A 4,731-nucleotide genomic window follows, 5' to 3' on the forward strand; every position below is an offset into this window, starting at 1 on the left:
GTGGTAAAAGTGTTTCAAACTCATTTCGTTTGTGGTATCATCCATCACTTCGCCATCCTTAAAAGCAATCTTTAAAGTTACCTCGTACACATCGGGATGGTTTTTTAATTCGTCAGGCAAACTAGATGTACTATCTACAATGATTGCTGAGCGCATAATATTCTCCTCCTTGTAACACTTGGTGCTTGTGTTTATTCAAGGTACATTATAACAAAAAAAATGCGATAAATCGCATTTTTCTCTCGTTTTACAATTCGGCATCTACCACTAAAAAGATTCCAATCGAACCGTTCCCTACATGGGTCCCTACAACCGGCGTTAATGCAGAGACAATTACTTGTGACATATCCATATCATCTGACATATTGGCAACAAGTTCTAAGGCGCGTTCTGAAGCGTTTGAGTGGGCTACAGACACATGTAAACGGTGACCATATTTAGCGTGGGCAGCCTCGTAAATCCCTTTGAATTTTTCTTTCATTTTACGGTCAGTACGGATTTTATCAATCACTTCTAGCGCACCCATTTGGTCAATTTTAATTAAAGGTGTGATTTTTAAGAGGTTACCAAAGAAGGCACCGGCAGCTGATAACCGGCCACCTTTTACTAGGTTATCTAATGATCCTACCATAATATAAGTTTCTGTCTCATCTGCTACCTTGTTTAAAGCAGGAACGATTTTTTCCGCCTTGTAGCCTGCTTCTAGTAAACGTAAGCATTCGCGAACAAGGTGTTGCGATACCCCTGAAGTCGATTTAGCATCGATAATATGGGTCGTTACTTGGTCAGTAAATTCACGTGACACTGCTTCTAATGACGATTTAGTCCCACTTAATTGACCTGAAATGACCACGCCATATACTTCATCGTAGCCCGCTTTGACGATTTCTTCATATACGTCATAGATTTGGCCATTTGTCGGTTGTGATGTTGTAGGCAGTACTGTCATTGTTTCTAGTTCGTTGTAGTAGTCGGAAATCACTTGGGGATCGCTAGAATCTTCACGGATTTCCCCATCTGGAAAAATAACGCTCAGTTTAATCTGGAATACATTTTCCAAGTTGCTAAGATCTTCTGGTAAAGTTGCTGTTGAGTCAACGATAATTGCTGTTTTCATATATATGCGTCTCCTTAAAAATACATCATTGTACTAAAAATGGTGTCGACATAGTTTACCATGACCGCGAGTCAAAAAAAAGGGCAAGTTTTAATGCTTACCCCTTTTACTAGTTGTCATAACTAGATTGTTCGTAAAGTTTCGTCAGTCATTGCAGCGCGGTTCAAGTTCAGTAATATTTTTAGTACAGATGATAGACACTTAAAAGATACTGTTATCAGGGCACTAGAAGAAAATATACATTTACTATATTTTTGTTGGCATGCGTAACAGTTAATATATGCAATAAAAAATAGTCTCTATAAAGTTTATAAACGATAGTTGGATGTTGCAAACAAAAAAACACCCCACTTCAAATCAAGAAGTAGAGGTGTTATCGATTCGTTTAACTAGCTATTTTATCTTTTTCAGTAAGGATAATACCTATAACAAGCCCAAGAAGTGCTGGGACTAGCCAGCCGAATCCGTAGGCGTAAAATGGTAAGACTGCTTGAGCGAAATGACCGATTGCATCTCCACCAACTAAGTTGAAAATGCCCTCTGGTAATGTTTTGATGAAGTCAAACAAGGCAGCAACCATAGTAAAGCCAGTTACCCAGCGGTAGACATGCTTACTGGTGTAGACGGGTTCACATAGGGCTAAAATCACAAGTGAGATTGCCAGTGGGTATAAGAACATTAATACTGGTGTTGATAAGCCGATTATCGTTGTTAAACCAACATTTGAAACAATAAATGATAAGCCAGCAAATAAAATCGTCCATTGTGTTAATGATAATTTATTTGGGAATAGCTCTTCAAATGTTTCTACACAGGCTACGATTAATCCAATAGCTGTTTTCAAACAAGCAAATACCATCACAATGGCTAACAAGATTGAACCAGCTGTACCGAAGTAGTGTTGGGTGATCAATGAAAGCGCGATGCCCCCATTTTCCTGAACATCAATAAAGCCACGACTTTGTGTTCCTAAGATGGCTAAACTGAAGTAAATTAGGCCCATTAAAATCGCTGTTAATAACCCTGATTTAACTGTTGAATTGGCTAAGGCTTTAGGTTCGTTGACCCCTAATTTGCGGATTGACCGGATAATGATAATCCCAAATGCTAAGGCCGCCAAGACATCCATGGTGTTATACCCTTCTAGGAATCCTTGGAAAAAGGCTTGATTTGTATAGTTGCCAATCGCGTCAACTTCACCCACACTCGTTTCTGGCATAGTAAATGCACGAACAAAAATGACCGCTAAGAAAACTAAGAAGACGGGGTTTAAGAACTTACCAACATAATCCATGATATTAGACGGTCGGAGAGATAATGCTAAGGCCACCCCGAAGAATAAGACCGAATAAATCAATAGCGCCACAGGTGAATCAGCGAAATTAGTGGTCGCAAAACCCACTTCAAAAGATACGGATGCCGTCCTTGGACTAGCGAAGAATGGACCAATCGTTAAGTAAAGCGCCACTGTAAAGAATAAGGCATATTTTCTAGAAATCTTACTCGCTAAATGAAAGACCCCCTCTGAGTGCGTCATCCCCATAGCAGCTACCGCTAATAACGGTAAACCTGTTGCAGTGATGATAAAGCCAAGACTCGCTTGCCAAACATTGTCGCCGGCCATTTGTCCCATCAAGACAGGGAAGATGATATTACCGGCACCAAAAAATAGGCCAAACAAAGTCGATGCTACGACAACGAGCTCACGCATTGTCAGTTGTTTCTTCAAATTTGGTTTCATTATTGTAACTCCTTTTCGTATTCAACAAAAATACCATATCCTAATATAAAACAACATTACATTAAGATAAAATTTAGGAAATTTTAATCCTATCCTCTTTTGAATTACGGATATTTCATAGGGAATTTTCTTGTAAAACATAGGAATATGCTATAATTTATAGCGTTAATAGGATGGGGAAAGTAAACGCAATAATCAAATATATTTCAATATGCTTTCGTCCCTACAAAAATTTTTTAACAACATTTAAGGAGAATACTATGCAAATCGCGATTGTAGGATTAGGTGTAGCTGGAAATGGCACCCTGAAAGCCCTGATTGATTTTAAAAACCAACATCCAAAGCAACCCTTAACAATTGATATTTATGATGAATCTAGGTCCTTAGGCAATGGTTTCCCCTATCAAGAGGACGACCATAAGTTAGTAATGAATTCATATGCGAAAGATTTATCTATCGAAGCAGATAATCCTAATGATTTATTAGACTGGTTGTCATACCACCACAAAGAATACTGTAATCCAGGAGCCTTTATCCCCCGTGCAATGTACGGTGATTATTTAAAGGACCGTATGAAACATTATTTAGATAATGACCACGTTCATATCCATTACCAACGTATTCAAGACATCCAAGTTGTAGATCAAACAGGTGATCATATTACAGGCAACCAAGAAAAGAATTACTACTATCAATTACAAACAGCTGATGGTTATTGGCAAAATACCATTTATAACGTCGTTTTTCTAAATATCGGGCATCCACCTTATGCGGATCACTACCGTTTAATGGGACATAGCGGATACATTCACGACCCCTACCCGGTAATGGAGAAACTTGCCGCCATTCATCCTAGTAAAAAGATTGGCATCATTGGGTCCGGCTTAACTGGTTTAGATGTTATGCGTTACCTGCAATATCACTATGCTGGTCAACTCGCTCGTTCAATTACCTTCTTTACGCGATCTACACCATTCTCCTCTGTTAAACAAGGGCCATATGATGGTTATATTCAGGCTACTTTTAATATGGATTGGATTAAAAATCAGCAGTCAGCCCATAATGGTTATATTCCACTAGCTAGTATTTTGGAAACTTTTATGGGAGATATGGCAGTTAATAATGTAGATGTTAAACGCGTAATTGACAGATATAGTAGTGGCTCTATCACGCAGATTCGTCAAGAATTAGCCCACTATGATCGCGATTTACATATATTCCAAATTTATGCGGGTATTGTCACGCCTTATTTGCCTTATATATACATGGGCATGTCGGTACTGGACCGCAATAGATACAAGCAAGAATATATGCCTATTTTTGAACATTTCAGAAGTCAAATGACGCATGAAGCCCTAGAGGATATTATGCAGTGGTATGACGAGGGTAAGGTAACCTTCCACGATAAACTGGCGGACATCAAACCATATAGTGATGGGGGGTTTGAATTGATTTTTGAGAACGGTTCAAGCAAGCATGTGGATATTTTAGTGAATGCAGCTGGATTTGAAAGTCAATTACTACCGGCAACACAACAAGTTGTATTCATAAAAAACATGGTTAACCGTGAAATATTTACCCCTGCCTTAGACGGTGGTGTGCTAGTCACCTGGCCTCAAGGACAAGTCATTTCTCAACGGTATGGAACGCTCGACAACCTCTTCTTGACAGGTCGTTGGATTATGACCACACAATACGGAAACAACAATGCAAAAATGTCTTTTGCCTTTGGACAAGAAGTCGCAAAACAATTTCTAGATCGGCAAGTAACAGCATATAAATAAATAAAAGTCTGACTTGATTGCAATGCTTCTTAAATCAAGTCAGACTCTTTATTTTAAACTGCTAATCGATTGGACCCATCGCTATAATA

At 38.8% G+C, this 4,731-nt stretch carries 3 protein-coding genes; 1 reads left to right on the top strand and 2 read right to left on the bottom strand.

The genetic code is table 11. The features are described 5' to 3' along the window. Positions 1-247 precede the first annotated feature (247 nt). Positions 248-1,117 (bottom strand): DegV family protein, encoded by an 870-nt coding sequence (locus tag ACRCJ0_RS09545; RefSeq protein ID WP_417893532.1) that lies wholly within the window; start codon positions 1,115-1,117, stop codon positions 248-250. Positions 1,118-1,502: 385 nt separating this feature from the next. After that, positions 1,503-2,858 (bottom strand): branched-chain amino acid transport system II carrier protein, encoded by a 1,356-nt coding sequence (brnQ, locus tag ACRCJ0_RS09550; protein WP_431390296.1) that lies wholly within the window; start codon positions 2,856-2,858, stop codon positions 1,503-1,505. A gap of 260 nt (positions 2,859-3,118) precedes the next feature. Here brnQ and ACRCJ0_RS09555 point away from each other — a divergent pair, with 260 nt between their 5' ends. After that, positions 3,119-4,642, top strand: a complete 1,524-nt coding sequence (locus ACRCJ0_RS09555) for an FAD/NAD(P)-binding protein (protein WP_431390297.1) — start codon at positions 3,119-3,121, stop codon at positions 4,640-4,642. The last annotated feature ends 89 nt before the right edge of the window (positions 4,643-4,731 follow it).

It is taken from the genome of Aerococcus sp. L_32 (assembly GCF_050689315.1).